This is a genomic window from Johannesbaptistia floridana, from assembly GCF_057440575.1.
This window is the reverse complement of the sequence record NZ_JALKVM010000087.1, coordinates 1-24,354: the sequence shown is the minus strand read 5'-3', so window position 1 is coordinate 24,354 and position 24,354 is coordinate 1. Positions and strand designations below refer to the sequence as shown.

General features: G+C 36.3%; 20 protein-coding genes. 8 read left to right on the top strand and 12 right to left on the bottom strand.

Features of this window, described 5'->3' with window-relative positions; all coding sequences use genetic code 11:
* Positions 1–619: 619 nt before the first annotated feature.
* From pgeF to aroB, 5 genes are all read right to left on the bottom strand, one after another.
* Positions 620–1,423 (bottom strand): peptidoglycan editing factor PgeF, encoded by an 804-nt coding sequence (gene pgeF / locus MW688_RS06235; protein WP_486735074.1) that lies wholly within the window; start codon positions 1,421–1,423, stop codon positions 620–622.
* Between the two features lie 33 nt (positions 1,424–1,456).
* A complete protein-coding gene (locus tag MW688_RS06230) occupies positions 1,457–2,656 on the bottom strand; it encodes an FAD-dependent monooxygenase (RefSeq protein WP_486735073.1) in 1,200 nt (399 codons plus the stop codon).
* Positions 2,657–2,726: 70 nt separating this feature from the next.
* Complete coding sequence (locus tag MW688_RS06225; RefSeq protein ID WP_486735072.1) at positions 2,727–4,820, bottom strand: EAL domain-containing protein; 2,094 nt, start codon at positions 4,818–4,820, stop codon at positions 2,727–2,729.
* A 629-nt stretch (positions 4,821–5,449) separates the two neighbouring features.
* Positions 5,450–6,634, bottom strand: coding sequence for a glycosyltransferase family 4 protein (locus MW688_RS06220; protein ID WP_486735071.1), 1,185 nt, complete (start codon positions 6,632–6,634; stop codon positions 5,450–5,452).
* 196 nt (positions 6,635–6,830) lie between these two features.
* Positions 6,831–7,922: a 3-dehydroquinate synthase gene (gene aroB, locus MW688_RS06215; RefSeq protein WP_486735070.1), complete on the bottom strand. Its 1,092-nt coding sequence runs from the start codon at positions 7,920–7,922 to the stop codon at positions 6,831–6,833.
* Between the two features lie 19 nt (positions 7,923–7,941).
* Here aroB and petL point away from each other — a divergent pair, with 19 nt between their 5' ends.
* The gene (gene petL, locus MW688_RS06210; protein ID WP_486735069.1) at positions 7,942–8,043 is read left to right on the top strand and encodes a cytochrome b6-f complex subunit PetL; all 102 of its coding nucleotides are present in this window, start codon (positions 7,942–7,944) and stop codon (positions 8,041–8,043) included.
* Positions 8,044–8,104: 61 nt separating this feature from the next.
* Positions 8,105–8,695 carry a Uma2 family endonuclease gene (locus tag MW688_RS06205; protein ID WP_486735068.1) on the top strand — a complete coding sequence of 197 codons (591 nt, stop codon included), beginning with the start codon at positions 8,105–8,107 and terminating at the stop codon, positions 8,693–8,695.
* A gap of 274 nt (positions 8,696–8,969) precedes the next feature.
* Here MW688_RS06205 and MW688_RS06200 read toward each other — a convergent pair whose 3' ends face one another.
* Positions 8,970–10,244 (bottom strand): calcium-binding protein, encoded by a 1,275-nt coding sequence (locus tag MW688_RS06200; RefSeq protein ID WP_486735067.1) that lies wholly within the window; start codon positions 10,242–10,244, stop codon positions 8,970–8,972.
* 581 nt (positions 10,245–10,825) lie between these two features.
* Between MW688_RS06200 and MW688_RS06195 the strand changes: the two genes are divergently transcribed.
* Complete coding sequence (locus MW688_RS06195) at positions 10,826–11,878, top strand: Fe(3+) ABC transporter substrate-binding protein (RefSeq protein ID WP_486735066.1); 1,053 nt, start codon at positions 10,826–10,828, stop codon at positions 11,876–11,878.
* Between the two features lie 143 nt (positions 11,879–12,021).
* Here MW688_RS06195 and MW688_RS06190 read toward each other — a convergent pair whose 3' ends face one another.
* The 4 genes from MW688_RS06190 to MW688_RS06175 form a co-directional block, all read right to left on the bottom strand.
* Positions 12,022–12,912, bottom strand: coding sequence for an inositol monophosphatase family protein (locus MW688_RS06190; RefSeq protein WP_486735065.1), 891 nt, complete (start codon positions 12,910–12,912; stop codon positions 12,022–12,024).
* Between the two features lie 232 nt (positions 12,913–13,144).
* On the bottom strand, positions 13,145–13,540 hold the full coding sequence (locus tag MW688_RS06185) for a hypothetical protein (RefSeq protein WP_486735064.1): 396 nt from the start codon (positions 13,538–13,540) through the stop codon (positions 13,145–13,147).
* A gap of 74 nt (positions 13,541–13,614) precedes the next feature.
* Positions 13,615–13,908: a DUF2973 domain-containing protein gene (locus tag MW688_RS06180; protein WP_486735063.1), complete on the bottom strand. Its 294-nt coding sequence runs from the start codon at positions 13,906–13,908 to the stop codon at positions 13,615–13,617.
* 34 nt (positions 13,909–13,942) lie between these two features.
* Entirely contained in the window at positions 13,943–14,296 is a 354-nt protein-coding gene (locus MW688_RS06175) for a DUF2605 domain-containing protein (RefSeq protein ID WP_486735062.1), read from the bottom strand.
* 76 nt (positions 14,297–14,372) lie between these two features.
* Here MW688_RS06175 and MW688_RS06170 point away from each other — a divergent pair, with 76 nt between their 5' ends.
* Entirely contained in the window at positions 14,373–15,221 is an 849-nt protein-coding gene (locus MW688_RS06170; RefSeq protein WP_486735061.1) for an RnfABCDGE type electron transport complex subunit D, read from the top strand.
* 133 nt (positions 15,222–15,354) lie between these two features.
* On the opposite strand, the gene MW688_RS06165 is transcribed toward MW688_RS06170, so the two are convergent.
* Positions 15,355–17,247, bottom strand: a complete 1,893-nt coding sequence (locus MW688_RS06165) for a transketolase C-terminal domain-containing protein (protein ID WP_486735060.1) — start codon at positions 17,245–17,247, stop codon at positions 15,355–15,357.
* A 184-nt stretch (positions 17,248–17,431) separates the two neighbouring features.
* On the opposite strand from MW688_RS06165, the gene MW688_RS06160 reads away from it, so the two are divergent.
* On the top strand, positions 17,432–19,099 hold the full coding sequence (locus MW688_RS06160) for an ABC1 kinase family protein (RefSeq protein WP_486735059.1): 1,668 nt from the start codon (positions 17,432–17,434) through the stop codon (positions 19,097–19,099).
* A gap of 22 nt (positions 19,100–19,121) precedes the next feature.
* On the top strand, positions 19,122–19,832 hold the full coding sequence (locus MW688_RS06155; protein WP_486735058.1) for a lecithin retinol acyltransferase family protein: 711 nt from the start codon (positions 19,122–19,124) through the stop codon (positions 19,830–19,832).
* A gap of 201 nt (positions 19,833–20,033) precedes the next feature.
* On the opposite strand, the gene MW688_RS06150 is transcribed toward MW688_RS06155, so the two are convergent.
* Positions 20,034–21,305 (bottom strand): permease, encoded by a 1,272-nt coding sequence (locus tag MW688_RS06150; RefSeq protein WP_486735057.1) that lies wholly within the window; start codon positions 21,303–21,305, stop codon positions 20,034–20,036.
* 1,482 nt (positions 21,306–22,787) lie between these two features.
* On the opposite strand from MW688_RS06150, the gene MW688_RS06145 reads away from it, so the two are divergent.
* Together MW688_RS06145 and MW688_RS06140 are read left to right on the top strand one after the other, a co-directional pair.
* A complete protein-coding gene (locus tag MW688_RS06145; protein ID WP_486735056.1) occupies positions 22,788–22,925 on the top strand; it encodes a hypothetical protein in 138 nt (45 codons plus the stop codon).
* 5 nt (positions 22,926–22,930) lie between these two features.
* On the top strand, positions 22,931–24,091 hold the full coding sequence (locus MW688_RS06140; RefSeq protein WP_486735055.1) for a restriction endonuclease subunit S: 1,161 nt from the start codon (positions 22,931–22,933) through the stop codon (positions 24,089–24,091).
* The last annotated feature ends 263 nt before the right edge of the window (positions 24,092–24,354 follow it).

Sequence of the window (24,354 nt, the reverse complement as noted above, 5' to 3'; positions counted from 1 at the left end):
CGCCCTCTATATTATGGTAATAACTTTGTAGGTTGGGCCGGGAGATAACCCAACAAACATGAGTAATGAGTAACGAGTAACGAGTAATGAGTAAGAAGGTAGCCTGTACGTAGTCTGTAGGTGGGGCCCTTGTAACGAAACCCAAGATTAATATTATCCTCAAAGAAACAGAAGCGATCGCCCAAACAATGTAATATAATGTAGGGGCGCAAGGCTTGCGCCCTGTATATGATAGTAACTTGAGATAACTCAAAAAAAGATTAATTCAATCAAAGAAATATAGCAATGAGCCAATATAGCAAGCTCGCAAATAGATGTTTACAGTTATCATGAAAAGCCCCCCGAGTTTGCGGGGGGTTGGGGGGATCTGTAAATATAAATATTGTTAACACTACAACGCTCATTGCTATAGATGTTGACAAAAATGATGAAAAGCCCCCCTTAGTAAGGGGGGTTGGGGGGGAAAAGTTAGTGATAAATGTTGTTAACACCACTGCGGTCACTGCTATAGAAGCGATCGCCCACTCCTGATGCTATGATTCTTACAGACTATCTGTTTTATAGATAAGTATATATTTTTCAACTGTATTTAGCCCTACTTATTTAAGAGTGGAGTACTTCAAGATATAATTCCTGACCATTGTACTTTTTTTTCTTTACTGCGACGGTAGGAGAAAAATAAATCGGGATTTTGATATGTACAATAGGGAGCGATCGCTATTTGTTCTGGTTTGATTTCTAATTGCTGTAACTGTAAATAATTAACTTGAGCTACATCAATTTTTACTCTTCCTGGTTGATTATCTTCTCTGAGGGGAGTTTGGGGTAATTGCCAAGCGATGTTGAGAATTTCTGGGGTATTTTCTGGAGATTCATCTACTAATATAGATTGACAAATAGTTGCTGCTACGGTTTCACTTACCTGATATACTGAACCACTAATAGCAGGTCCCATTGCTATTAGTAAATCACTTATTTTGCTGCCATCACTGATAAAACGTCTTACTGCTTCTTTTACTATACCCTCTGCTGTGCCCCGCCAACCTGCATGTATAGCACTAACTTGACCAGTTTGGCGATCGCCTATTAATATTGGTGTACAATCGGCACTAGCTACCCATAGAGCCTGATTATCTGCTTCTGAGATTAAACCATCAGCATCGTTGATATTGTCTGAAATCTTTTCTGAAGGTTTAACCACCTTATTACTATGTATTTGATTTAATTGATTTATTGATGCCGTCTCTGTAAAAGCTTTAGTTAGAATAGATGGAGAACTTGGAAAAAAATGTCTAGTAAAAAAACCATGCTGCCAATTTGACAACAAGTTACAACGAAGATAGGCTAAGCCTTGCCAACTTTGCCATTGCCAATTAGGAATTTGAGTTTGAGTGATGGTAGTAGGGTTAGTAACAGCCAAAATATTAGTTATGCTTAAAATTAATCTAAAATTATTTTAACTACTTTTCCAGTGTTTTACTACATCATAGTCATAAATCCAAGCAGTTTTTTGATTGATTAAACTGGAATTGATAGTGGATGCCAAGCCTAAAGCTAAATCTCTCGCCATTGCTATCATACCTGAGGCGTGGAAAATATCTGCATTGTTTCTAGATACCTGCTGAACGTTGGTAGTACGTTTGATGCGTGCTTGTTCATATTCGCGAAAAGCGGTTTCAATATCTTCGCTTCTACTTATACACTCAGCTAAAACATAAGCATCTTCTATAGCCATAGCTGCGCCTTGAGCTTGAAAAGGAAGCATAGGATGAGCTGCATCCCCTAATAATGTTACCTTACCTTGAGACCAATAGGGAAGAGGAGGATGAATAAATAAACCCCATTTAAAACAGGGTTGGCTATCTGCGAGTAAATCAGCGAGAATTTCGGTGAGCAAGGGGGATTTATTAGTAAAATCTTTAACTATGTTAGATTTATCAGCAGTAATTGTCCAACCATCTTGATTCCAGTTGTTATCTTTTACCACTAGTACTAAATTTAACCAATGGGTTTTAGCTTTTTGATTACCATTAGGGTAGGCAACTACATGATGATTTTTTCCCATCCACACAGTAGCTTGACCTGATAAAGGCTCATATTCAGGCTTAAATGGTAATATAGCTCTATAGGCGGCATAGCCTGCATATTTTACTTGATGTTGAGGAAATAGAGATTTTCTTACTAGAGAGTGTACTCCATCAGCAGCTACTAGCGCCCTAGCTGTTATGGTTTCTTGATTAGATAGATGTAATTCTACTTGATTCTGAGAAAGTTGCTGATAAGATTTTAAAACCTGAGAAAAATGAATTTTGCTTTTATCTTGGATAGAATCAAACAAAATCTGGTGTAAATCTGCTCTACGACATTGATAATAGGGTAAATCGCTGTTTAACTGCCATTTGGCTAATATTTTATCAGAATCAAAAGAGCGCAATTCAAAGCCTTGGCAAAGATGAGATACCTGGTTTAGTTGTTTTTCTATACCTAATGCTTGTAAAACCCGAACTACATTAGGACTTACTTGGATGCCATAACCTAAAGCTTCAAATGAGTTAGCTTTTTCCAATATTTGAAATTCAATTCCCTTTTGTTGTAAAGCAAGAGCTAAGGTTAATCCACCAATACCCGCTCCTACTATCATAATTTCCTTAGGCATAATTTGGTTTTTTAACAATATCTATTCTTTACTATCTAGATTTTAGCGACTATTTTGATTAAATATATTCTCATTGGCGATATTGCTCTAGAAATTTGGTTATTTCTTCTGGCGGCAAAGGCTTGCTATAAAAATAGCCTTGAATATTATAGCAATGAAGATTAGCTAAGATTTCTAATTGCTGCTCATTTTCTACACCTTCTGCCACTACATCAAGATTAAATTTTTCTGCTAATACCATTACCGCCGAAACAATAGCTAAATCTTGTTCATCTTGGCCAAGATTTTGTATAAAAGATTTATCTAATTTTAGTTTATCGAAGGCAAATTGTTTCAAATAAATCAAAGAGGAGTATCCAGTGCCAAAATCATCTAAGGTAATATCAATGCCAAAGGATTGTAAATCCGTTAAGATTGTACGAACTTGAGAAGTATTTTCTATAAGTGCTGTTTCTGTGATTTCTAGTTCTAAGGAATTAGGCTCTAACTCATTTTCTGCTAAAATATTTAGGATAAGCTGTACGAAGTTATCTTGATATAGTTGTTGTGCTGAGAGATTGATAGCTATTTTTAAATCCTTAAATCCTAAACGGTGCCATTCTCGATTTTGTTTACAAGCAGCACGCAATATCCATTCTCCCATGGGCACAATTAAGCCAACTTCTTCCGCGAGAGGAATAAATTCTGTGGGACTAACCATTCCTAATTTAGGATGATTCCATCTCAATAAAGCTTCTAATCCACAGACTTGCTTAGTTTTTAAATTGACTTGGGGTTGATAATATACTAATAATTCTTGATTTTTGATAGCGGTAGTTAAATAATTTTCTAAACTCAAAAAAGCTTCAGCTTTAGAGGTCATACTTTGATTATAAAATTGATAATTATTACGACCTTGTTCTTTAGTACGATACAAAGCTGCATCAGCATGTTGAATTAAAATCTCTTCAGTATGGCCATCATCAGGATATATAGAAATACCAATACTAGCTAAAAGATGTAAATGATATTTGTGTATATGAAATACCTCTCTAATATTGCTCATTAATCTCTTAATAGTTTCGTGTATTTGCTTGATATCAGTAATTTGAGTTAATAAAATAATAAATTCATCTCCTCCCCACCTTGCTACTAAATCATTTTCAGTGACTGATTCTTTTAAGCGTAAGGCAAAGTTTTGTAAAACTAAATCTCCAAACTGATGTCCGAGAGAATCATTAATATTTTTAAATCTATCTAAGTCTAAAAATAGTACTGCTAATTTTTGGTACTTAAGTTGAGCTTCTTGAATTAATCTAGATACTTGTTGGGTAAAATATAAACGATTATATAATCCTGTTAATTCATCGTGATATGCTTTATACTCAAGTGTTTTTTCTGCTCTTATTCTTCTAGTTATATGTTTGATATAACTTCTGATTACTTGATTGTTTCTGAGATTATGGATATAAACTTCAAAAAAATTATTTTCGTTTTCTATCTCTATACTAAAATAATCTTCTTCAGTCTTATCATGTTGACAAGAATATAAAATTTGTTTAATAATCGGATGTTCTTTGCATTTTTCAATATTTCTAAACCATTGAAAGGTTACTGGATTAGCGTAGACAATTGTTCCGGTATAGTCAATTTCTATAATTGGCCAAGGATTTAACTCGGCAAAACTGACTAGTCTCATCAAGTTAGGATGGTCTAAATCAGCTAATTTTGCCTGAAATTTAACTAAAGTTGGTGATGGTTTTGCAGCAGAATCAATAGCTTGATCGTCTAAAAGACTCGTAGTATTATCATCATCTGTTTTTAAGGCTTTATCATAAATTATTTGGGTATGATCTGGCAAGATAATAATATCTCTAACAGTGAGTTGTTGCATTGAACAAGGATGACCATTAACACTAATTCCATTACTACTACGAATTCCTTTTTCTAGGTTTCCGTCAACTACCCAATAGTTTGGGTGATGAGATACAGCGGATTTAACGGGAAAAATAGTAGTATGATAGCGAGAAATTAGTTGAGATTGAATCACTAAAGAATTAGATGGATGACGACCCACAGAAAAATGTTGGTCATTAAGAGTAAAAATCTTTTCTTGTCCGTTACACTTAACGATCAAAATGTTTTCTACTTCAGAATTAATCATTCTTATATTCGTTGTGGACATTTTGCTTATCTATATTTAATCATTATAGCTTTATAGGGTTTTTAAATTTAGTGAGGTAAACACAGAGAGATTAGTATTAACAAAAAAGGGAATAGGTATAGCAATGAGCGTTGTAGTGTTAACAATATTTATATTTACAGATCCCCCCTTCCCCCCCTTACTCAGATATTGCATCTTTACCTAATGTTACTGGTTGTTGTTGAGTAATGAGTTTTGAAGTAATGAGTAATGAGTTAAAGAATTAATGCTAAACGCTTAAAAATTGATTCTCCCTTGTCGGCCAATTTCTGTACTTTTGTTTTGGTGCAAGATATGAGGTAACCTCGGGGGGCTTTTCATGATAATAACTGTTAACATCTATTTGGTCATTGCTATAACTATAGCTCTACGCATTATGGTGTTTGACATCAAAATAAAGCTCTTTCCCCCCTTTTTCAAGGGGGGTTAGGGGGGATCAAAATGTCAAACATGTCAACAAGTACTGCTATAAGCACTATAACAAGAAAGAATAAAAAATGTACCTCACCCTGCTGAAAAATTGCTATTTATCCCAATAATAAACTAAAGCAGATTTAGATTAAATTTTGCTCAATTCTCTTACTAGTAATATTTACTTATTATTTATAGTTTTATACTAGTTGATATTGGCGTTCTACCACTCTATTGTAGCTTTGTTCTGTTTGTTTAGCTAGATTAGTCCAATTAAAGCGCTTAGCCAAATCTGCGTAACCATTTTTAACTAACCAGTTTGCATATCCAGGATGTCTCAACACTTCTATGATACCGTGAGCGAGAGAATTAGCATCTTGAGCTGTGGTAACTATTCCTGTCTCTGTATTCTTAACGACTTCTGGTAAACCTCCAGCATTAGAAACAACTACTGGTACTTTGGCAGCGAAGCTTTCTAAAGCAACAATACCAAAAGGTTCATAAAGACTGGGAAAAACGGCACAATCGGCAATAGTTTGAAATTTATTTAAATCGTTGTCTGACATAAAGCCTGTAAAGTAACATTTATCCCAAATACCCAGATTCCAAGCTTGTTGTTTAAGACTGTTGGTATTGCCGCGACCAATGATCACGAATTTTACCTGATTGTCTAAAGCTTTGAGAACTAAAGGCGCTGCATTTAAAATTACAAATATACCTTTTTCGTGGGTTATGCGACCAACATAGTAGACAATTTTTTCCTCGTCTTTAGCAAATAATCGTCGAAAGGCGAGAGCGTCAAATTCTGGGGGGAGTTGTTTTTTTTCTGGACGAATACCATTGTAGATGATATCTATTTTCTCTAAATCTGCCTCTAAAACATTGGCAACCTCATTGCGCATATAGTTACTACAGACAATAATTCTTTGAGAATTACTAACTAGATATTTTTCTTTATCAGAAATATAATAATTAGTTCTGTTATGGAGACCGTTGCTCCGGCCATATTCTGTGGCGTGAATTGTGGTAATTAGAGGTATTTTAAGATGTTCATGGATAGCTACTGCGGCATCTCCTACTAGCCAATCGTGAGCATGGATTATGTCAAAGGGGCCTTCTTCTCTTACTAATTTACCTCCATACTCCCCCATACTTTGATTCATATTAACTACCCAGTGAAAGAAATTATCTCCTGGTGCGACGGGCACCCTATGCACTTTGATTCCTTCTACTACTTGATATTTGGGGGAGGAATCAAATTCAACGGTAATTAACTCTACACAGTGGCCTAATTTCACCAGTTCTGGATATAATTCAGCTACGTGACGAGCTATTCCACCTACAAGACGTGGTGGAAATTCCCATGCTAATACTAGTATTCTCATTGCTTCTATCTCCCCCTCTTCAAAGTAATCAATTCAATGTTACTACTAATTTAAGTTATTTTTTGATTATTTTGTTCAGTAAACTTTGCAGCTTTGCTGTTACTTTTTATCTTGCTTTTAAGTAACTGCGACTAAGTAAATTTAATACAGTAATTTCCGAAAAATCCTCTATAGCAATCCCAACTGAATTATACAACTATCTACTATTTAAGACTACATCTTTAATAATTTCAGGAGAAACGCGATCGCTAATTGTAGCTTTTCCAATACTTACTGGTAAGATGAAGCGAACTTGACCATCTTTCACCTTTTTGTCACTTTTTATCACTTCTAAAATATCTTCCATGTCTAATTCCTCTTGTAAACTAATTGGTAAGCCTGTTTTGATAATTAAATCCCGTTGACGTTTACTATCTTCAGCCGACCAAAGATTTAACCTCACGGCAATTTCTCCCGCCATTGCCATCCCTATAGCTACGGCTTCCCCATGATTAATAGTATTATATCCTGTTAAACTCTCAAAAACGTGACCGAGGGTATGGCCATAGTTTAAAATCGCTCTAATTCCTGCTTCTTTTTCATCTTGAGTGACTACATCTACCTTAGCTTGACAAGAATGAGTCAGAATAGTTTCTAGTAATTCTGGAGATAAACTGCTAAATTCTTGTAAATTATCACTAGATTCTAATTGCTTAAATAACTCACCATCCCAAATCACACCATACTTAATTACCTCCGCCATCCCTGCTGTAAATTCTCGCTTGGGTAGAGTAGTTAACACAGTAGGATCAATTAATACTAATTTCGGTTGGTAAAAAGCCCCAATCAAGTTTTTTCCTAGGGGGTGATTAACTCCTGTTTTACCGCCAATAGCGGCGTCAACCATTGCTAACAAAGTAGTAGGAATTTGCACAAAATTTACTCCTCTTAACCAAGTAGCAGCAGCAAAACCAGTCATATCACCAATTACTCCCCCTCCTAAAGCTATGAAGGTAGAATTCCGTTCTAAATGATTAGCTTGAGCTACGTCATAAATCTTAACAATAGAATCAAGAGTTTTATGATTTTCTCCTGAAGGGATAAGATGAACATAAACCTCAAAACCAGCATCTTCTAGAGAATTAACGGCTTTTTCTCCCCAAAATTGAAAGATTTCGGGATTAGAGTTGAGTAGAATCTTTTTTCCTAGTCTTAATTCCTGAAGATAATCACCTAATTGTGTTAAGATTCCTGAGGCGATCGCAATAGAGTAAGGATTTTGTGGTAAATTAACAGTGATATTTTGCATTGTGAGTTAGTTTAACAAGATGATCATTTCTGCTGCTGTTTACTATTTCGGTTTCATATTAGCTCTAACCGTAGCCGCTTTGGGTCTTTATTTCGGTTTTCGCCTAATCAAATTAATTTAGCATAATTGGACAGGTTTTGGGCCTGTCCTAATTTTTCCTAAACAATCATTCTTTTATGCTTATGCACATACCAATCAAAGATTATAAATATACTCCAGAAGAATATTTACGGTTAGAGGAACAAGTAGAATATAAAAGCGAGTATCGGGATGGAGAAATCATACCAGTGGCAGGAGGAACAACTAATCATAATGAAATTTGTTTAAATTTAGCCGCAAATCTCAAATTTGGCCTAAGAGAACAAAATTATCGTGTCTATATTGGAGATGTGCGTCTCTGGATACCCCGCTATCGTGTTTATACATATCCCGATGTGATGGTAATCAAAGGAGAACCGATTTATACAGACAAAGGAACAACTACTGTAACCAATCCGATTTTAATTGGGGAGATCTTGTCCAAATCCACACAAAACTACGACCAAGGCCAGAAATTTACTTACTATCGTTCTATTCCCGAACTAGAAGAGTATATTTTGATTTCTCAAGAACAATATCAAATTATGCAGTATGTTAAAACAGAGGAGCAAAAATGGTTGTTGTCGGAAGATGAGAAAGAAGATTCAGTGATACAGTTAAGGGCGATCGCTTTTGAATTAAAATTATCTGATATTTATACAGGAGTAAACTTCAGCAAATCCCAATCAAGTTAGATTAATCGATTACCCAGTAACCATGTTTTCGCCAATATTGCTCTTTGATAATTTCTTCTAATTGTTTTGCAGCAGCTTTTGCTAATTTACTAACTGTTTTTGATTTAAAGCATAAAGTAACTCGTATGTCCCCAGACAGCAACTAAAATAGGCTTTTTTTGACTCAAACTTTTTCTATTGATATAATGAAAAAAGCCATGGATTATGATTAATCCATAGCTCTAAAATGCTAAATAAAATATAAACCAACTATTTCATCGAGAGAATGGTTGGTTTAACCACTAACTTCAGGAGAAGCATAAACAATATCAGTTTCAAAGTTAAATAATCCAGTTGGTTGGTAAATTCTAGCGAGCAAGTCATTAGCTTCAGGGTTACCTGCGTAACCGGCGTTAACGTGGATTTCAGTATAGAAACCTGCTTCATCTATACCTTCTTGAATGAAGTAAAAGTCTTGCAAGCCTTCAAGCAACTGGATTTTATCTCTTTCGCCGGGTTCGCCACCGAAACTGGGGTCGATGAAATCGGGATCTCCAATACCGCTGAAATCGGTAATAGTAACAAAATCTTCATCACCATTGAGACTGTAGGAGGGGTTTTCTTGACTACCACCATCAACTACAAACAGGTCAGCACCAGGACCACCAGTAAGAGTATCAAGTTCCAAAGCGCTAGTAATACCAGGGTCTATACCAATCAAGGTATCGTTACCTTCACCAGCAGTAATGAGGTCAGTACCTGTGCCACCAGTAACTGAGTCGTCACCAATACCACTTTCTAGAGTGTCATTACCTTGACCTCCCATCATCGTGTCATCGCCGCCATAACCCATGAGTAAATCTTCACCAGCACCCCCATCAATCAAGTCATTACCGCCGGCACCATAAGCTTGGTCATTTTCGTTACCACCGAAAAGACTATCGTTAGCAGCATCATCAAGTTGACCATTGAAATAAATACCAAAATCATTTGGATTTTGGAAGGCATAAAGAACGTCGCTACCATGTCCACCAAATAAGCGGTCAGCGCCTTTTCCTCCAGAAAGTTGGTCATCACCGGAACTACCAGAAAGTTGGTCATCTCCTTGGTCTCCAGAAAGAGTATCGTCACCGCGACCAGAGAACAAACTGTCGTCGCCAGTACCACCACTTAGGAAGTCATTGCCAAGACGACCTTCGAGGATATCACTGTTAGAACCACCATACATGGTGTCATCACCATCGCCGCCATCGAGGAAATCGTTACCGCTTTGACCGTTTAAGAAGTCATTGCCTAAGTCACCGTCAAGGAGGTCATCGCCGGTGCCACCCATAACTGTGTCGTCACCAATTTGTCCAAAAAGACTATCATCACCTCCTTGTCCGTCGATGTAGTCGCCACTATCTGTGTCAGAATTCCCTTGAAATGAGTAGCCATAAATGCCGTCGTTGAGGTTGCCACCAATAGTGAAATCGCTGCCACCGAATCCTTCGAGAAGGTTGGTTAAGTCTTGTTCACCAAAAAGTAAGTTGCTATTTTCGTTACCTGCGTACTCAACTTGAAAAACCATAAATTTAATACCTAATTAATTTTTTTTGATTTAATTTGAACTCTTGATTAATAGCATAAAGTAACTCGTATGTTCCTATACACCAACTAAGATGGGCTTTTTGATAAAAATATTTTTGCAATATCAAGAAATAATTTATATAACTTATGGTGAGCTCACATCTTCCACCAGTACTTATGTACTAAATTAACCTCAGAAAAAGTTCATTTCTCTTTAGTCTAAGATCTGGCAAAGGTATACCAATTTTTAACCCCCTTCGGGTGAGGCAGGAGGCAGGAGGCAGGAGGCAGGAGGGAAGATTTTTAGTTAAATTAAAGTAAAGCCTTTGTGCCTCGCCCAATCGGGTTGAAGTCCCCATCTATACCAACCTCCTGCCTCCTTTTAAGCGCGATCGCATTAATTCTTTAACTCATTACTCATTACTCATTACTTCAAGATTCATCCACCAGTAACATTAGGTATAGATGCTTTGGTGTGAGGTGAGCGTGTACTAAATTCGGTTTTGATATTATTTAAAATTATTGACTTAGATTAGCAATAAGCGTAAAATAAAAGACTTGTTAAATAAAAAAGATACGCAAATGAACAAAATATCCCGAAGAATATTTTTAGGAACAGCAGCGGCAGCTACTACCGTCACATTAGGACAATTAAATAAATCAAGGCCAGTAAGAGCACAAAACCAGGAAGTGAACATTTATTCCTCACGCCACTACAATACAGATAATGCTCTATATGATAATTTTACGCAACAAACAGGAGTAAAAGTTAATCTCATAGAAGGTAAAGCCGATGAACTAATTACTAGAATTAAGAGTGAAGGAAACAATAGTCCAGCAGATATATTGATTACGGTAGATGCGGGGAGATTGTGGCGTGCCGATATAGATGGCATTTTTGCTCCCGTAACCTCTGCCGTTTTAACTGAAAAAATACCTAGTAATCTCAGACACCCCCAAGGACATTGGTTTGGTTTTAGTAAAAGAGCAAGGGTAATTATGTATAATAACCAGAGAGTTAACCCATCAGAACTATCTACCTACGAAAATTTAGTAGATCCTCAATGGCAAGGAAGAATCGCTATTCGTTCTTCAGATAACATTTATAATCAATCCCTGATAGCTAATTTAATTGCTGTACACGGAGAAACACAAACCGAGGAGTGGTGTAGAGGGATGGTGAACAACTTCGCCCGTCCACCCCAAGGAAACGATCGCGCTCAAATAGAAGCTGCGGCGGCAGGAATAGCGGATTTAGCGATCGCCAACACCTACTATTTAGCTAGTTATGCAGAAAGCAAAGAGCCTCAAAAACAAGCGATTTTTGAGACTATAAGTGTATTTTTTCCCAACCAAGATGGCCGAGGTGCTCATGTTAATATTAGTGGTGGAGGCTTAGTTAAAACTGCCCCTAATCCAGAAGCGGGAATTGCCTTCTTAGAGTATCTAGTTAGCGATGAAGCTCAAAACTTTTTCGCCCAAGGTAATAATGAGTATCCTGTAGTTGATGGTGTTCCTTTAGCGCCAGTAGTAGCTAATTTTGGAGAATTCAAATCAGATTTAACTAGCGTTGCAGAATATGGTCCTTTACTCTCTAATTCTGTACAAGTGATGGACCGCGCAGGCTGGCAATAAGTTGTGGTTACTCATTTTGCTCCGGGAGCAGGGAAGAAAAAGGCTTTAGTTGTTTTGAGATAAAAAAACAATATAGCAATTCCCATCCTCATGAGGTAGATTTTTTATTTCAAGCATTTTCTATTCCCTAAATCCGTTAACCTCTATACCTCAGGAGCAGAAACAATTTCTAAAATCCGTTGATGAATTTCAGAATTAGCAGCAACTACTAAACCGGGTATTTTCATCTTTTCTACTTCTACAAAAGGCTCAAAATCCTTACCCTGCCAATTGGTAACAATCGCCCCAGCTTCTTTGGCCACAAAAGCCATTGCTGCACCATCAATTAAGTTTCCTACTTCTACCACTACTGCGGCTAAATCCCCTTCTATTAGGTTTAAACTCTCGGGAGGAAGTTGCGGTGGTGCATAGTCTGTAGCACTACAATAAGTGGGAAACTTTGCTTTTACAAAGGCATCGCCCATTGATTTTAATCCAAAGCTTAAATATACTTTTTCTGATTTAAGTGGTTGTAACCTCAAGGGTTGAGCTTCTTCTAGAGGAGTATCAAGACTACCGACAAAAGACCCCTTATTTCTTTCTGCATAGAAATATTTTTGTCTTTTGGGTTGAAGAATTAAAACAGCTTGATAACTTCTATTTTTGATAATAGTGAGAATTATCGAAAAACATGGTAACTGGTCTATATATGATCTAGTTCCATCAATAGGGTCGAGGGTAACTAGGATTTGGTCATCATCGGCCATGGTTATACCAGTAAAATACTTAGTATTAAAAGATTTTTGATATTCTTCACCAAAAAAACGTATCTCGGGAAATTGTGCTAGTAGAGCTAATTCTACTGCTGTTTGAACTGTTAAATCAGCATCTGTTAAGGCCGTAGCATAAAAATTGTCCCCATATTCTGTTTTTTCTGGTTGGGTTTGTATTTTCTCCTGAATTGTTGCCGCATAATTAGCGGCTAATTTGAGAGTAGGGAGTAAAGATTTGATAATTTCTGACGGTGTTGTAACCATAGTATTAAGTTTAAGCATAGGTGGTAACTATGCCCTTGATTCTAATATACTTAGCCGTTTTTGCCGAATTTTTATTTTACTCGTAGGTAGAGCGATCGCGTTACCAAAATTAAAATTGTCAATAGTTTTTTTGGCAAAAGTGTTTTAGAAGTAGAAAAATATTTCCTTTAAAGCTTAATTGTAAAAAACAAATATGAATCAAAACTAATCTGTAAAATTAGTTGAGTTTTGACGCTTTCTCATGAGAATCTTATTCCTGCTGAGATAGATATTCTTGGGCTTCTAATCTAAGATTATCTATTTCTAACAAGTAATCATCTATCACATTTTGTAGCTCTAAATAGGGTTGACGAGTAGCATTTTGTCTAGCCCGGCTAATTTCTCTAGCTCCCACATTAATTACTCCCCGCCATTTTCTGACATCTTTTGGTAAAAAAGGCATACTTGCTCTCAAAACGTTATTAGCTACATTTTGATTGTGGTTGGTTTTAAGATTTTGTAACTCTTGTCTAATTTCCCTTTTTTTTATTCCTAATTTTTGTCTAATTAAATTTAGTTTTCGTAGCTGTCTTCTCACTGATTGGGGATTGTCTATAGTTAATTCAATCTCGGAAGCAATTTCGTGAATTTCTGCTTGGCTAATCATAAGCTCAACTGTGGAATTTGATAGGATGCGATCGCTTGATCATGGCAGCAGCGATCGCCTTATAATCTAATTATTTATTCAGTTTCGTTATCTTGGCTTGCTTTCCCTGGAGAAGCTTTGTAGATATCGTCTAACTTTTGGCGTGCATCTTCTACTGATACAGAACGCATTACCAAAAGAGGTTCTTTAATTGGGCGTCCTTGTTCGTCTACTAATTCTGGGTGAGATACTTTTGTTTTTGAGTAACTTTCTGATGGTCTGTAATTTCGGGCTGATTTGTAGCTTACGTTCATCAGGCTTTTAATCAAATTGCTAATTGCTAAAAAGGCAATTACTGTAAAAGCGAATATATATATTAAATGTAACATGGGTGGTTTCTCCTTTATTTTTTTCCTAAAGTTATTATGAGTTTTGGTTGTGAGAATCAGACTGATGAGAATTTGCTTGACGAAGCGATCGCCATTTCATCGCTACTTTCCAGCATTCTGTGACTAGTTGATGCCAAGGTAGTAGCATAGATGGTTCTATACCTACTTGACCGTCAGTAGCTTTATATAACATTTGTGCTGTACTTACTTCTTGTTGACTTTGCTTTACTCTTTCTAGAAGTTCTTTTTGTTCATTTTCCGAAAAAAATGTAAGTCTTTCATTTTCCAACAATGAACGAGAGCGACCAAACCAGTGTTGGAAGTCTTCTAACAAAGGTTCTAAAATTTCTTTAAGTAATTGATTTTCCGTTGGTTGAGAAGATGACATTCTTTAATAAAATATTTTGTTATCTTTCTACTATCTTAGCGTCTTTTACAAAACTTTACACAAATTCACTTTTTTTATGCTAAACAACATCAAAAACTTAATATCTAACCTGGATGTTCGTGATTATCAAATACTCTCCTTAAGTTGTTTTCTAGGATTAGGGGTAGTTACGAGAGATTGGACTCTCAAACCGAATGTAATAATTGTGCTAATAGTGAGTACAATATCAAGCCAAATAATCGGTACATGGTTAGTAAAAGCCCCCAAAATTAACTGGCGCAGTGCCATAATTACAATCTTGGGGTTAATTTTACTATTAAGAGCTAATAACTATTTGACTATGATTGTAGCAGGATGCTGTGGCATTAGCAGTAAATTTTTATTACGCTACCAGGAGAAGCATTTTTTTAACCCAGCTAACTTTGGAATTATCAGCGCCTTAATTTTAACTAACGATGCCTGGGTATCACCGGGACAATGGGGTACAGACTGGTGGTATTTAGCCCTATTTATCTGTACTGGAGGCATGATTTTACAGAAGGTAGGACGTTGGGATACTTCAGCTACTTTTCTTATAACCTATAGTCTTCTGTTGATTAGTCGCAATTTATGGTTAGGTTGGACTTGGGATGTATTATATCATCAACTTAGTAGCGGGTCTTTATTGCTATTTGCATTTTTTATGATTACAGATCCTCGTTCCATACCAAATGCCCGCATTAGTAGAATTATTTGGTCTATGGCGTTAGCATTAGTTAGTTTTATCTTACAGACTATTTGGTTTATCCCCACTGGAGTATTTTGGGCATTATTTGGTCTATCTCCCGTTACGCTTATTTTAGATAGGTTATGGTCAGCACCTGAGTTTGTTTGGTCTAATTCAGTATCTAGTGAGGTTTCAGGTCGTCAGATTCTAAGTTTGTAGGTTGGGCAGGAAGATAACCCAACAATTTACCTCCTTGTCTGGGACTTTTATTTTTTAGGTGGCACGACCTTTAACCCAACTACTAGCGCGACAAGTTCAGCTCAAATCTAATTGTTTTGTTGCGTAACATCAGTTAGTAATTTAAAACAGCAGCAATATCTATAGCTAGACTGTCAGCATCGAGACGATGTGCCACAAGTACTTCCTGATTTTGACCACATTCGGGAATAGTAGCAAGACCAAATTTTTTAAACTTGATTGTAGATGATAGACCCATTTGAACTAGATAAGTAGCTATCCTATCTCCTTGTCCCCCAATTAAGTAATGATTATCCAGGGTAAAAATAGCCTTGCACCCTTGTATAGTGGTTTCTAACCATTCTTCATCAATATAGTTTAGCCAAGGTAAATTTACCACCCTGAGATTAATCTTATGCTTAGAAGCAAGTATTTTAGCTGCATAGTAAGCTTGAGGTAAGAGTATCGGTCCATAGGCAAATATCACGCCATCAGGAGTATCTGAATCCTGCAAGATAACTCCTCTGCCTAACTCTAACTGATAGTCTACAGGTAACTCATAGGGAATTTCACAGGGAATAGAAACTAAACGTAAATAGCAGCTAGTGGCAGCTTGATTGACACAATAATCTACAGCTAAAGTTACTTCTTGTTCACAACTAGGTTCAATCATCACTAAACCAGGTATCGCGGCTAAAGCAGAAATATCCCGAACTGATTGATGAGAATGTCCTGGACCTCCGGGTAATAATCCTGCTAGAGAACCAACATAAATTATTTTTGTCTTTTCACTAGCATTGTTATATATTTGTTCATTGGGACGAGTAGAGAGAAAACAAGCGAAGGAGTGAACTACTGGTAACAATCCTTTTAATGCCATACCTCCTGCTTGAGAGACCATATCTTGTTCAGCTATACCACATTCAAAAAAGCGTTGAGGAAATCTTTCAGAAAAGGGGATTAAACCACAATCTAAGACTAAATCCGCGTCTAAAACTACTAAATTAGGCTTGTTTTCAGCTTGTTTGAGTAAAGCTTTACCGTAAATGGGAATTAACTTCTGTTTAGCTGAAGTTTGTTGATTTGTATCTAGGTTAACTTCTTCTAATTCTAGGGGTTGATGATTGATTTGTGCTAATTGTTGATTGGCATGAGTAATTAACTCTTCTACTGCTTTTGTGTAAGTAGGGTCATCGGGTGCGCCACTATGAAAACGATAGAGTTTTTCCTCTGGTTGCATAGCGGTATGTTCCATAAAAGATACACCCTTACCTTTGATAGTGTCAGCAATAATGATTTTGGGGAGATTGCTGTTTAACTCTAATTCTTCTATTACCTTTTCTAAGGCTAACATGTCATGACCGTCACAGCGTCCTACTGCCCATCCATAAGCTGCTAATTTGGCTTCTAAATTTCCTAAATCATTAACTTGACTAACCCATGTATCAGATTGTAGTTTATTATGGTCTATGATGACCGTAATTTCTCCTAGTTGGTCATTTACTGCTGAAGGTAATGATTCCCAGAATTGTCCTTCTTGTAATTCTCCATCTCCGGTGAGTATGTATACTCGACTTTCTTGAGAAAGGAGACGATTGGCTTGAATCATTCCTTTTGCTTTAGAAATACCCATACCGAGAGAACCAGTATTGGTAGCTATCCAGGGAGTAGCAATATCTGGATGTCCTGGAAGTCCGTTTAAACGTCTAAGTTGATGAATTAAATCAAAATCTATGAGATTTAAACCTGTGGCTACTGCATAGAAACCCGGTACATCGTGTCCTTTGGAAGAAAAATAGATATCTTGCCCTAAACGGAGTTTATTTAAGAAAAGCCAAGTAACAATATCTAAACTGCTAAAACTACTACCTATATGACCAGAACCTGCTTTTTTGATTGCGTATAAGCTATTTATTCTAGAACAAGTAGCAAATAATTCGTTACGCTTAGTATATAGTTTGAGAATTCTTTGTAATTCTTGGGGAGGAACATAATAGAGTTTAGTCATTATTTCTTGGTTACTTTTTACTTTTCTTTAGTTGAGATTTTACCAAATAGGCTTAACCATAAAAATTGTATACATAGGATCTGCCAAAAAAGATTATATTAATTTTTGTGTATTTTTGTATACTAGATTAAAGAAGAAGAAAATAATTGTAAAAAGATAAAGTATAAATAGAGGCAAAAAATTAGTGAAGGCAGAAATAGAGGCGTTGGATAACCAAAAAAATAATCAATATGACCCGATCGCACTGGCAAAATATTATAATAGGAGACCTTGGCGATTAATCTGGCGAGGTTTAAAAATAAGTATATGGTTCGCGAGTTTTGTTTGGCATCTACAATGGGATAATTGGACAAATAATATTGAAAAAAATAAACAAAAAAGAGCTGAGGAGTTAAGAAAATTACTAACTAACTTAGGTCCAACTTTTATTAAAATAGGTCAAGCCCTCTCCACAAGACCAGATTTAATTCGCAAAGACTTTTTAGAAGAGTTAACCAAGCTACAAGATCAATTACCTCCTTTTGATAATGAAATAGCTAGGAGGATCATTGAAACAGAATTAGGTAACACTATTAATCAGATATACAGAGAAATATCGCCTAATCCAGTAGCAGCAGCAAGTTTAGGTCAAGTTTATCGCGCAGTATTATTCAATGGAGAAGAAGTAGCTGTCAAGGTACAACGTCCTAACTTGAGACCATTGATAACTCTGGATTTGCACCTATTAAGATTGTTGGTAGGTTGGCTGCAACCAATACTACCAGTAAATATTGGCAATGATCTGAGGTTGATTGTAGATGAGTTTGGTAAAAAACTATTTGAAGAGATAGATTACCAAAACGAAGGTAGAAATGCAGAAAAATTTGCGGCTAACTTCCGAGGTGATGTCCAAATAAAAGTACCAAGGATATATTGGGAATATACGGCAGATTGCGTACTCACCCTAGAGTGGATTCAAGGATATAAACTCACAGACACAGAGAAAATTAAAGCCGTAGGTTTAGATATCAATAAGTTAATCGAAATTGGCGTAACCTCAGGGTTAAGACAATTACTCGAACACGGTTTCTTCCACGCAGATCCTCATCCAGGAAACTTGTTTGCCACTCCAGACGGTAGGATGGCTTATATTGATTTTGGCATGATGGATCAATTAGAAGAAACTACCAAAGAAACTATTGCTAGTGCAGTTGTACAGTTAATTAACAAAGATTATGAAGCCTTAGCGAGAGACTTTGTCAATTTAGGCTTTTTAACCTCAGATACTAACATAGAACCAATTATACCCGCTTTAGAAAAAGTACTGGGTAATGCTGTGGGAGAGAGTGTCAAAGATTTTAACTTTAAAACAGTGACGGATCAGTTTTCTGAGTTAATGTATGAATATCCCTTCCGGGTACCAGCAAAATTTGCCCTAATCATACGCTCAATTATTACCCAAGAGGGGTTGGCATTAACTCTAAACCCAGAGTTCAAAATAGTAGAAATTTCCTATCCCTACGTTTCTAGACGTTTACTCACGGGAGAATCACCGGAGTTGAGACGCCGTTTAATTGAGATTTTATTTAAAGATGGGAAATTTCAATGGCAAAGACTAGAAAATATGATTGCGATCGCCCAAAGCGATCAACAATTTGATCTCATCCCCACTGCTAGACTCGGTTTACAGTATCTTCTCTCCCAAGAAGGTAAATATCTCCGTCAACAAGTACTTATAGCCTTAACCGAAGATGACCGCATACACACAGAAGAAGTAGAACGTCTTTGGTTACTAGTAAAAGATGAAGTTAAACCACAGAGATTATTTGATGTGGCTTTAACTACAATTAGAGAAATGTCTAGCACAACCTAGAGAGAATTCATTTCTGAAGACCATGGCTAAAGGCGATCAAATTTACGTATATCGAGAGTTATTCAATTTACCAGAGAGTTATAAACATCACGGTATTGATTGCGGTGATGGAACAGTTATTCATTACCGCAAACCCTCAGAAGTAGTTGAGAGAACATCCCTATCTACTTTTACCAGAGGCAATAAGGTTTATTTGTGCCAGTATAAGCAAGAATTTTGTTTTATCAATGATATAGTTGTTCATAGGGCCCAAAGCCGCCTAGGTGAACGTAAATACAATCTTTTGTTCAATAACTGTGAACACTTTGCCACCTGGTGTAAAACCGGAATTAGCGATAGTAAACAGATTAGAGAATTTATACCTATAGTTGCCCATAGCAACTTAGATAAATTTGCCACTGCCATTGGTGTTGCTTTTCAAGATACTAATGAAAAGAATGCCCAAAGAATACTTAACCAAGCGATTAGTGATATCAAGGTAGTTTGGGATCAAATTCAACCCCAATACCAAGAAGCTATAGAAGAAGCAAAAAGCTGGGAAGAAGTTGCTAAACAGGCTTTGCTTAATAATCGCGAGGATTTAGCTAAGGCGGCTTTACAACGTAAAGGATTATATAAACAAAAAGCGATTAAACTTCAGTCAGAATTAGCAGAATTAGCGAAAATGACGGAAAGCTTATTAGAAAATAGTCCTAATTTAACTAAATCATCTCCCAAAAGTCAACTATCCTAGTGAGGAGTTTGAAAATTAGTGGGAGTAAATAGTGATTAGCACCTCTGAATATCAATTTCGCCTACAAGATTTTATTCTGGGAGCACAAGTACTTTTTGTAGCCTTTGGTGCTTTAGTTTTAGTACCTCTTTTACTCATATCTTGCACACAAGTACAAAAGTACAGAAATTGGCCAACAGGCGAGAATCAATTTTTGAGGCCCTAAGTTATTAAAGTTACAATTAATCCACCAGCTAACCATATATAAGAAAGAATAGCTAACCAAAAGAGTAATGTTTCAATTATGCTCTTATTTTCATGCTTGTGGTGACCTTTATGACTTTTATGAGCTTTATGGCCATGACCTTTTCCTTTTTTTGAGGAATTTTGAGCATCAAAACGTAACCAAACTAAGAAACCTGTTATAGCGAGAAACACTAAATTCAACCAAAAAGTATAGTCAATGGCAAAGCGTTGAGTTTCTGAAGCATTTTGACCGCTACTAACTTGAGGCAATAGTCCAAATAGAGAAAAACCATAGTGCAGGAGAATAGATGTAACCACTAAAGCAGCAAAAAATACAGCCACAATATAGAGGGCTAATTTCCAACCATAATACTTAGCATTGACACGAATCACCGGAAAAACCACTAAATCACTAAAAATAAAAGCCATCACTCCGGCGAAACTAACTCCATTAATATATAAAATTGAAGCTAGAGGAATATTACCCATAGAACCGATAAAGGTCAAAAAAGCTGCTAAAGGACCAACTAGAGTATGTTCTAAAATTTGGAAAAAACCTAGATTATTATTCTCTCCTGCGCCTATAAATAGAGTTTGAAAAAACGACTGAGGCACAAAAGCGGCAATTATTCCCGCCACGGTAAAGCCAAAGGTAACATCTTTCCAAACCATGCCCCATTCCATAAAATATTTTTTAGCTACCTTTTGCCAAGCTTGTTTCCTTTGTATTTTCTCTTTCCAGTTAGGAGTATCTTGTTGTGATGATTCTTCTCCTTCCTGGTCATTTAATTTGCGTCGCGCCTTAGTAATTAATTTTTTAGGACGAGTAAATTTAACAATTATCCAAGTACAAATAATTAACAGTATTCCCCCTAGATATTCACCTACTACAAATTGCCAACCTAAGAAAATAGCAATGATAAAACCCAGTTCAATAACTAAATTAGTGGAAGCAAGTAAAAAGGCTAAAGCAGGGACAAAGCCTGCACCTTTTTTAAACAAAGATTTAGTCGTAGCCAAGGCAGCAAAACTACAGGAACTAGAAATAAAACCAAAGAAAGTCCCTAAAGCTATGCTTTTTTTCCCAGCTTTTCCCATACTTTTTTGCATTCTTTCCCGGGTAACAAATACTTGAATAGCACTACTCACTATATAGCCGAGAATAAAGGCCCACAATGCCTTCCAAAAGAAACTCAAAGTAGTTAAAACTGCATCACTATAAGAGCTTAAAAAGCCACTATCATTCATAATAATTAAGTTATTAAATTTAAACAATCAACAGTTATTTTTCTATCTTGGGTCTTTTAAATTGTTATTTCATCTAACATAAGTTATAAATAAGTTATATTTTGGTGATGATTAATTTTTAAATCCCATAATCTCGGAATATCTTCATGAATTCAGATATTTTGGTGCGTTACTTGCTTCGCACCCTACGGGATTTACATTGTAGGGTGCGAAGCCTGAAATGTAACGCACCGTTATGAGTTTATAATCCCATAATCTCAAAATATCTGAATTCATCCTCGATAACTAGGAAAAGTTAGGGCTTGAGCCTCTACATTGTAGGGTGCGAAGCCTGAAATGTAACGCACCGTTATGAGTTTATAATCCCATAATCTCAAAATATCTCAATTCATCCTCGATAACTAGGAAAAGTTAGGGCTTGAGCCTCTACACTGTAGGGTGCGAAGCCTGAAATGTAACGCACCGTTATGAGTTTATAATCCCATAATCTCAAAATATCTCAATTCATCCTCGATAACTAGGAAAAGTTAGGGCTTGAGCCTCTACACTGTAGGGTGCGAAGCCTGAAATGTAACGCACCGTTATGAGTTTATAATCCCATAATCTCAAAATATCTGAATTCATCCTCGATAACTAGGAAAAGTTAGGGCTTGAGCCTCTACATTGTAGGGTGCGAAGCCTGAAATGTAACGCACCATTATGAGTTTATAATCCCATAAGCTCAAAATATTTGACTTCATCCTCGATAACTAGGAAAAGTTAGGGCTTGAGCCTCTACACTGTAGGGTGCGAAGCCTGAAATGTAACGCACCGTTATGAGTTTATAATCCCATAATCTCAAAATATCTCAATTCATCCTCGATAACTAGGAAAAGTTAGGGCTTGAGCCTCTACACTGTAGGGTGGGTTAATGAAATGTAACGCACCGTTATGAGTTTATAATCCCATAATCTCAAAATATCTGAATTCATCCTCGATAACTAGGAAAAGTTAGGGCTTGAGCGTTTACACTGTAGGGTGGGTTAATGAAATGTAACGCACCATTATGAGTTTATAATCCCATAATCTCAAAATATCTGAATTCATCCTCGATAACTAGGAAAAGTTAGGGCTTGAGCGTTTACACTGTAGGGTGCGTTAACATTCGTGTAACGCTCCATATTGTTGGGTTTCGTGACCAAGGGCCCAACCTACAGGCTACCTTCTTACTCATTACTTATTACTCATTACTCATTACTCATCTGACGGTGCGTTACGGGCTTCGCCCTAACACACCCTACAACTACAACTGATTAGTCATTACTCATTACTCATTACTCATTACTCATTACTCAACTACAGGCTACCTTCTTACTCATTACTTATTACTCATTACTCATTACTCATCTGACGGTGCGTTACGTGCTTCGCACGCTTCACACCCTACGAGCTGAACGGTTACGCTATATTAGTAGAACATCATAAGTTAGAAGGGGTTATGATTTGTCGATTAATCGTTATAAACAGGTAAGTTATGAGGAGGTGGAGTATGAGTCTCCCCGAGTGATTTTGCATCAGTTGATGTCTTTAGAAGATGAAATAAGAAAGGATTTACAAGCGTTGGAGGCGATGTTGGGGTGAATTTTATGATTTCATCAAAATGGCCATTAAAAAATTTAGGTGAACTTTGTAAAATAACGATTGGTAGAACTCCATCACGTTCTCAATCAGAATATTGGGGAAAGGGACATCTATGGTTAAGCATATCAGATATGGGTCATTCACAATATCTTGACACAACAAAAGAAACCATAACTGACAAGGGAGCTTTATTATTTAAAGATAGAATAGTAGAGACTGAAACGGTAGTTTTTTCTTTTAAATTGTCTATTGGAAAAGTGGGAATTGTCAAAGTTCCTATGTATACTAATGAAGCTATTGCGGCTCTTCCAATCAAAGATAAATCCATCTTAGATACTAAGTATTTGTATTATGCTATGAGTGTTCTTGATTTTAGAGGCATCACAGATCGTGCTGTTATGGGGGAAACACTTAATAAAAAAAAGTTAGAAATTCTTAAAATACCTCTACCTCCCCTAAAAGCACAAAAACGCATAGCAGCAATACTAGATAAAGCAGATGAAATAAGACGCAAGCGCCAGAAAGCAATAAAATTAACGGAGGAGTTGTTGCGATCGCTCTTTTTGGAGATGTTTGGCGATCCTGTTACTAATCCTAAAGGATGGGAAGTTTTTAAATTAGGGAATTTAGTTAATATCAAAGGTGGTGGAACACCTGATAAACGGAATCTAGATTATTGGGGTGGTGATATTCCTTGGGCTTCAGTTAAAGATATAACTTCATTAGAGTTAGAAAATACACAAGACTTTATTACAGAAGAAGGAGTTAAAAATAGTTCTACTAATATTATTCCAGCAAATACTGTTTTAATTATTACTAGAATGGCTGTAGGTAGAGTTTGTATCACTAAAAGAGATATAGCAATAAATCAAGATATAAAAGCTTTATTTTGCTCGGCTCAACTCTTACCTCAATATTTACTATTTTTTTTAGTGTGTTTTGCGAAAAATTTACAAAAGTATGAAAGTGGCTCAACAGTAAAAGGAATTACTCTAGATGTTATCAACCAGATTAAATTTCCTTTACCTCCTCTAAAAAAGCAGCAAGAATTTATTAATCAGCAAAATTATATAAAGTTATGTATTCAAAAAAGTAGGAAGAGTTTTAATCAATCTGACACTCTTTTCCAATCTCTACTACAAAAAGCCTTTCGAGGCGAATTATAATTTTTAAAGCCAAAGCCTGTAGGGGATGGTTTCCTAACCTACAGGCTAATCGTCAATCTCAAAAATGTTCTTGTTTATTCTCTCAATAATGTACGGTATTACTGTACATTTTAGCTGAAAAATTATCATGCTACATAAAATCAAAGCCGGAATCTAGAGGCGATCGCCTCTACATTGTAGGGTGCGAAACCTGAAATGTAACGCACCATTATGAGTTTATAATCCCATAAGCTCAAAATATTTGACTTCATCCTCGATAACTA

What these genes read in the sequence shown, in the direction of transcription:
- MW688_RS06230 (WP_486735073.1), bottom strand. Translation starts at nt 2,656, where the DNA reads ATGCCTAAGGAAATTATGATAGTAGGAGCGGGTATTGGTGGATTAACC.
- MW688_RS06225 (WP_486735072.1), bottom strand. Translation starts at nt 4,820, where the DNA reads ATGTCCACAACGAATATAAGAATGATTAATTCTGAAGTAGAAAACATT.
- MW688_RS06220 (WP_486735071.1), bottom strand. Translation starts at nt 6,634, where the DNA reads ATGAGAATACTAGTATTAGCATGGGAATTTCCACCACGTCTTGTAGGT.
- aroB (WP_486735070.1), bottom strand. Translation starts at nt 7,922, where the DNA reads ATGCAAAATATCACTGTTAATTTACCACAAAATCCTTACTCTATTGCG.
- petL (WP_486735069.1), top strand. Translation starts at nt 7,942, where the DNA reads ATGATCATTTCTGCTGCTGTTTACTATTTCGGTTTCATATTAGCTCTA.
- MW688_RS06205 (WP_486735068.1), top strand. Translation starts at nt 8,105, where the DNA reads ATGCACATACCAATCAAAGATTATAAATATACTCCAGAAGAATATTTA.
- MW688_RS06200 (WP_486735067.1), bottom strand. Translation starts at nt 10,244, where the DNA reads ATGGTTTTTCAAGTTGAGTACGCAGGTAACGAAAATAGCAACTTACTT.
- MW688_RS06195 (WP_486735066.1), top strand. Translation starts at nt 10,826, where the DNA reads ATGAACAAAATATCCCGAAGAATATTTTTAGGAACAGCAGCGGCAGCT.
- MW688_RS06190 (WP_486735065.1), bottom strand. Translation starts at nt 12,912, where the DNA reads ATGCTTAAACTTAATACTATGGTTACAACACCGTCAGAAATTATCAAA.
- MW688_RS06185 (WP_486735064.1), bottom strand. Translation starts at nt 13,540, where the DNA reads ATGATTAGCCAAGCAGAAATTCACGAAATTGCTTCCGAGATTGAATTA.
- MW688_RS06180 (WP_486735063.1), bottom strand. Translation starts at nt 13,908, where the DNA reads ATGTTACATTTAATATATATATTCGCTTTTACAGTAATTGCCTTTTTA.
- MW688_RS06175 (WP_486735062.1), bottom strand. Translation starts at nt 14,296, where the DNA reads ATGTCATCTTCTCAACCAACGGAAAATCAATTACTTAAAGAAATTTTA.
- MW688_RS06170 (WP_486735061.1), top strand. Translation starts at nt 14,373, where the DNA reads ATGCTAAACAACATCAAAAACTTAATATCTAACCTGGATGTTCGTGAT.
- MW688_RS06165 (WP_486735060.1), bottom strand. Translation starts at nt 17,247, where the DNA reads ATGACTAAACTCTATTATGTTCCTCCCCAAGAATTACAAAGAATTCTC.
- MW688_RS06155 (WP_486735058.1), top strand. Translation starts at nt 19,122, where the DNA reads ATGGCTAAAGGCGATCAAATTTACGTATATCGAGAGTTATTCAATTTA.
- MW688_RS06150 (WP_486735057.1), bottom strand. Translation starts at nt 21,305, where the DNA reads ATGAATGATAGTGGCTTTTTAAGCTCTTATAGTGATGCAGTTTTAACT.
- MW688_RS06140 (WP_486735055.1), top strand. Translation starts at nt 22,931, where the DNA reads ATGATTTCATCAAAATGGCCATTAAAAAATTTAGGTGAACTTTGTAAA.